The organism is Rubneribacter sp. (assembly GCF_965361815.1).
Window position 1 is genome coordinate 1 of the sequence record NZ_CBDTNW010000144.1, and the last position, 5,394, is coordinate 5,394.

General features: G+C 67.4%; 4 protein-coding genes. 3 read left to right on the forward strand and 1 reads right to left on the reverse strand.

Features of this window, described 5'->3' with window-relative positions; translation table 11 throughout:
• The first annotated feature begins 300 nt into the window (after positions 1-300).
• The 3 genes from metK to ACWKY3_RS10485 all read left to right on the forward strand — a co-directional run bounded on the left by metK (position 301) and on the right by ACWKY3_RS10485 (position 3,344).
• Positions 301-1,563, forward strand: coding sequence for a methionine adenosyltransferase (gene metK, locus ACWKY3_RS10475; RefSeq protein ID WP_449316352.1), 1,263 nt, complete (start codon positions 301-303; stop codon positions 1,561-1,563).
• A gap of 31 nt (positions 1,564-1,594) precedes the next feature.
• Positions 1,595-2,428, forward strand: a complete 834-nt coding sequence (locus ACWKY3_RS10480; RefSeq protein ID WP_449316353.1) for a purine-nucleoside phosphorylase — start codon at positions 1,595-1,597, stop codon at positions 2,426-2,428.
• 109 nt (positions 2,429-2,537) lie between these two features.
• Positions 2,538-3,344 carry an MBL fold metallo-hydrolase gene (locus ACWKY3_RS10485; protein ID WP_449316354.1) on the forward strand — a complete coding sequence of 269 codons (807 nt, stop codon included), beginning with the start codon at positions 2,538-2,540 and terminating at the stop codon, positions 3,342-3,344.
• 39 nt (positions 3,345-3,383) lie between these two features.
• On the opposite strand, the gene ACWKY3_RS10490 is transcribed toward ACWKY3_RS10485, so the two are convergent.
• Positions 3,384-4,436, reverse strand: a complete 1,053-nt coding sequence (locus ACWKY3_RS10490) for a hypothetical protein (RefSeq protein ID WP_449316355.1) — start codon at positions 4,434-4,436, stop codon at positions 3,384-3,386.
• Positions 4,437-5,394: the final 958 nt, after the last annotated feature.

Consider the following 5,394-nt stretch of genomic DNA (forward strand, 5'->3'; position numbering starts at 1 on the left):
TGAAGGTCTTTTTCATTCATAACCTGCTGCCAAGCTTCGAATGTCCAGCTTGCTATTGCAGTGTCCAGACTGCGATTGCAATCAACCATGACGGAGGAATTGCGGAGGGGAGGTGGCGGGCGCCCCGTGCGGATTGTGCGCGGAGGGGCGTTGCGGTAAGATTGCGAGGTTCGCGGCCCGTGCGGCGAATGCGGGCATCCGTTTATCGAGAGTCGGGGGAGAGAGTTGGCTCTGAGATCCCGACACCAACCTGGCGTGCGCGCCAAGGTGGTCCGGCCTACAGCGATGAAGGAGGAACTCATGGCCGAAGCATCATCGTACCTGTTCACGTCCGAGTCCGTCACGGAGGGGCACCCCGACAAGGTGTGCGACCAAATCTCCGACGCCATATTGGACGCCATCCTTGCCAAAGAGACGGAGCTGGCGGCGGCGGGATACATCGCCCCGAACGGCCAGCCCGCCGATCCCGCGCAGGTGCGCGTGGCCTGCGAGACCATGGCCACCACCGGCATGGTCATCGTCACCGGCGAGATCCGCACGCAGGCCTACGTGGACGTGCCGGCCATCGTGCGCGAGGTGCTGCGCGACATCGGCTACGACCGTGCGAAGTACGGCTTCGACTGCGACACGTGCGGCGTGCTCAACGCCATCCACGACCAAAGCCCCGATATCGCGCAGGGCGTGGATGAAAGCTGGGAGGCCCAGCACGGTCAGGCCGGCGACGACCCCTACGAGCGCATCGGCGCGGGCGACCAGGGCATGATGTTCGGCTATGCGTGCGACGAGACGCCCACGCTCATGCCCCTGCCCATCTACCTGGCCCACCGCCTGGCCGAGCGGCTCACCGAGGTGCGCAAGGACGGCACGCTCGCGGGCTTGCGCCCCGACGGCAAGACCCAGGTGTCGGTGCGCTACGAGGACGGCCGGCCCGTGCATGTGGAGAAGGTGGTGGTGTCCACGCAGCACGCCGAGGAGTGGGGGCACGACGAGCTGCGCGCCGCCATCGTGGAGCACGTGGTGGAGCCGGTGCTTGCGCGCGAGGGCGTGGAGCTGGCCCGCGACGCGCAGATTCACGTGAACCCCACCGGGCGCTTCGTGGTGGGCGGACCCATGGGGGACGCGGGCCTCACCGGCCGCAAGATCATCGTTGACACCTACGGCGGCATGGGCCGCCACGGCGGCGGCGCGTTCTCCGGCAAGGACTGCACGAAGGTGGACCGCTCGGCGGCCTACGCGGCGCGCTGGGTGGCCAAAAACGTGGTGGCCGCAGGGCTTTCGCGCCGCTGCGAGGTGCAGGTGGCTTACGCCATCGGCATGGCGCGGCCGGTGAGCGTGATGGTGGACACCTTCGGCACGAACACGGTGCCCGAGGCCGACATCGAGCGCGCGGTGGCCCAGACGTTCGACCTGCGCCCCGGCGCCATCGTCGACGCGCTTGACCTGCGCCGCCCCATCTACCGCAAGACGGCCGCCTACGGCCACTTCGGACGCGAGCTGCCCGAGTTCACCTGGGAGCGCACCGACCGCGCGCAGGCCCTGCGTGCGGCTTGCGGATTGGCGTAGAGGGGACGAGGGGAACCGGGAGGGACGCGCCATGATCGCACGCAACATCCTCGACGACGACCTCACGCTGTCGGCCTACGTGCTGCGCCGCCGTTTGGAGGGCCGCGAGCCGACGGTGGGTCTGGTGCTGGGCTCGGGCCTGAACCCGCTGGCGAACGAGGTGGCCGACGCCGTGCGCGTCCCCTACGCGGAGGTGCCGCGCATGAAGACGAGCACGGCCGAGGGGCACGTGGGGCGCTTCGTGTGCGGCATGCTCGGCGGCAAGTGCGTGCTGGCCATGCAGGGCCGCCTGCATGGCTACGAGGGCAACGACGCGCAGGAGGTGGCCTATCCTGTGTGGCTCATGGAGCGTCTGGGGGTGCGCACGCTCATCACCACGAACGCCGCCGGCGCCCTCAACCCGGACTACGAGGTGGGCGACTTCTGCATCATGAGCGACCAAATCAACTTCACCGGTCGCAACCCCATAGCCGCGTCCGATCCGGCCAACCTCTCCGAGCGGTTCTTCAGCATGAAGGACGCCTTCGACCCCAAGCTGCGCGCCATCGCGCGCGACGTGGCCGCCGAGCGCGGCATCCGCGTGCGGGAAGGCGTGTACCTTGGCGCGCTCGGCCCGAGCTTCGAGACGCCGGCCGAGATCCGCATGTTCCGCTCATGGGGCGCCGACACGGTTGCCATGAGCGTGTGCGAGGAGGTCATCGCCGCGCGGCACGTGGGCATGCGGGTGCTGGGGGTGTCGCTGGTGTCGAACATGGGCTGCGGCATAGAGGGAGCAAGCCCCACGGGCACGGAGGTGCTCGACGTGGCGAAAACCCGCGAGGCCGACTTCGCGCGCCTGATCACAGGCGTGATCGAGCGGCTGTAGACGCGCTGCGGGCGTCTGGCGCGCCTGGTGGCGGCGCTGCTTGGCGGGTGAAAAGGCGCGGAAGGGGAGGGGCGGCTTTCCGCCCTCCATCTGTTTCGAGAGGAAGCGTATGGAGCATCGTTTGGCCGTGCACGTGCTGGCAAGCGGCAGCCGCGGGAACGCGACGGTCGTCGAGGATGTGGCCACGGGCGCGGGCGTGCTCGTGGACTGCGGCATCTGCAAAAGGGACTTCTTCGCGCGCTGCGAGGAGGCGGGCTTCGATCCTGCGAACCTGGCCGCGGTCCTGGTGACCCACGAGCACACCGACCACACGAAGGGCCTGGGCGTGGTGCTGCGGGGGCTGGCGAAGGCGGGCGTGCGGCCGCCTGTGTACGCGGAGCGCGCGGTGCGCGCGGCCAGCCGGGAGGTGGCGGCGCTCGAGGGTTCGTGCGACGTGCGCGCGTTTTCGGCGGGCGAGGCGCTGTCGCTTGCCGGCATGCAGGTGGGCGCCTTTCGCACCTCCCACGACGCGGCCGCCTCTTGCGGCTTTCGCTTCGAGGCCGCAGGAGGCGACGCGGCGGGCCTCATGACCGACACGGGGGCGGTGACGGGAGAGGCCCACGAGGCGCTTCTCGGCGTGCGCCTGCTTGCGATAGAGGCTAACCATGATCCGCGGATGCTCGCGGAGGGGCCCTACCCTTACCCGGTGAAGCGCCGCGTGGCGTCGGATGCGGGGCATCTTTCCAACGGGCAGGCGGCCGAGGAGCTGGCGCGGCTTCTGCATGCGGGCTTGGAGCAGGTGGTGGCCATGCACATCTCTCAGAACAACAACACCTACCGGCTGCCGGTCGAGGCGCTTGCGGCGGCGCTTTCCCGCGAGGGCCATCCGGCTGCGGTGCGCGCCGCCTACCAGGACATGCTCGTGAGCGTGCGCTAGGCGCTGCATGCCGGAGACGGGCGAGATGCGGCGGCTCTTTCATGCAACGAGGGATTCCATGAGCCTCGCCCGCGCGGAAAGGCTGGGAAGGCGTTCGTCTCTGATGCGCACATTCAGGCGTCGGGCTATCTGGTGGGCGAGCCTGTCGAGGTGAAGCGGCCTCATCACCTGCTGTCTCGTGGCGGTTATCACGGTGACGCCCTCGGTTTCCAGCGCGTTTCGACGCGCGGCGTCCGCCGCTATCCTCTGCGGGCCGGTATGCTCGAGGTCGCTGTCGTACTCCACGGCCAAACGCGCTTTCGGCCAGAACAGGTCGCACAGCCGATAGCCCGCCCCGCCTCCGCGGTCCGCGCGGTCCGTGTCCACACGGTAGTTCATGCAAGGAAGCGGCAAGCCGTAGCCCCCATGACGCGGTGGCAGGCACAAAGCGCACGCAAGAGCCGTCTCCATCGGGGAGCGCGAGCATTCGGCCACGTACCGTAGGGCTTTGCGTGCGGGCGCGGTGCCGCGAAGCCCGACGGCGTCCAGAAAGCCTTCGATGACGTGGGCGGTGGTCAGGGGGAGGGGGCGATCATAGCTCGTCGAGCCGTCGAAGGAGCGAGCGTAGCGGGAGCACAGGTCGTACCCCAGCTTCACCAGCGCAGGGAAGGGCAGTGCCGGAGCCGCTTGAAGGAAGCACAGCTCGGGAGAAGCGACGAACAGGTTCTCCGACAGGCGAAGGAACGAGCCCGCGGGCAGGTTGGACGTGCATACGTGGCACTCGACTCCACGCAGGTGATTGCGCGCGCTCTTTCCCGGGACGAGGACGTGCAGCCGTTTTAGCTGAGGGGCTATGCCGAGCGCCCGCAATTCGGCGACGTCTTGCGCGGTCGGCTTGCATAGGGAGGCGTCGGATTGCGCATCGGTGCCGAAAGGGAGCGTCTCCCGACACGCCGCCTTCGAACGCCTTGTCGCCAGCGTGTCGGCGAGGCGTTTTTCCTCCATGCATCCAAGCGGTGCCCGCGCGATGGAATGCGGGGGAAACGCGAGCGCGTCAAGGAGGCCGGAGTTCCAGCATTCAAGAGCGGTGATATGGGAGAGGAAAATGGTCATTGCCGTATCTTATCGGATCCCCTGCTTTTAAGCATGCTCGCTTTTAAGTCGTTGATCAGGTGTTATATTGAAATTTGACGCTGGATTCGCATCGGATGGGTGTTGGATGCGCGACAGGTTCGCATTGGATCTGCGCCGGATCCGCGTCGGATTCGCGTGGAATCTGCGTCGGATCCGCGTCGGATACACGGTGGGTTCGCAATCGAGTTTGGCATGCGATGGGTTCGCGACCGGATCCGTTCCCGATCAAGCGCATGCAGGAGCGCGCAAGCCTTGTTTTTGCTCGGCGTGCGGGGGCGCGTGAAGCTCGTCCTCGTCCGGGTCCATGCAAAGAGCGCGCGAACCCCGTTCTCGCACGGGGCCGCATCGGGGGCGTCGGGTCCTCATCAAGGACGGGAAGCCCGTTCTCGCCGGTTTGCTCCGATTCGAATTTGGGGCGGGGTGGGGTTTCGGCTGTGCGGAGCCGCTGGGAGACGGAGCCTGCGAAACGCAGCCATGCGACGTCTTTAAAATATGAGTGAAATTCTCTTGGACAAAACGGACTTTGGTCCACATGTTTTTGGTCCGACTCTGCCCCTTTTGCAAGGAGTACGAAAAGGACCTTCGCGTCATCCCAGGTAGATCGCTCGCCTCCTTAATTATTCGCACGCAAGGATGTGGATTGGGGGCCGTTTTGTCCAGCGAGGATCCCGCTCTCTGTTGAACCACCGTTGACACGGGCCCCTCCGGAGGTGGCTCGGCGAGGGGTTGCCCGCAGGTTGGTCACAAACCGCGCCCTGCGGCACGCGCGGGGCCGCTTTTCCGCCCTCCGGCCCCTCCGCGCCTGGAGAAACACCAGGTCGCCGGAATCGCGCGGCCTGTTGGCGCGTCGGATCGGCGGGCCGGCGTGCCACAGGGCGCGGTTTGTGGCCAGCTCGCGGAAGCGCCCCCGTTGAACCGGGGTCGGCGCGGGCCGGCC

Bases quoted from the DNA above. Each gene is read 5' to 3' on its own strand.
- metK (WP_449316352.1), top strand. From the start codon at position 301: ATGGCCGAAGCATCATCGTACCTGTTCACGTCCGAGTCCGTCACGGAG.
- ACWKY3_RS10490 (WP_449316355.1), bottom strand. From the start codon at position 4,436: ATGACCATTTTCCTCTCCCATATCACCGCTCTTGAATGCTGGAACTCC.
- ACWKY3_RS10485 (WP_449316354.1), top strand. From the start codon at position 2,538: ATGGAGCATCGTTTGGCCGTGCACGTGCTGGCAAGCGGCAGCCGCGGG.
- ACWKY3_RS10480 (WP_449316353.1), top strand. From the start codon at position 1,595: ATGATCGCACGCAACATCCTCGACGACGACCTCACGCTGTCGGCCTAC.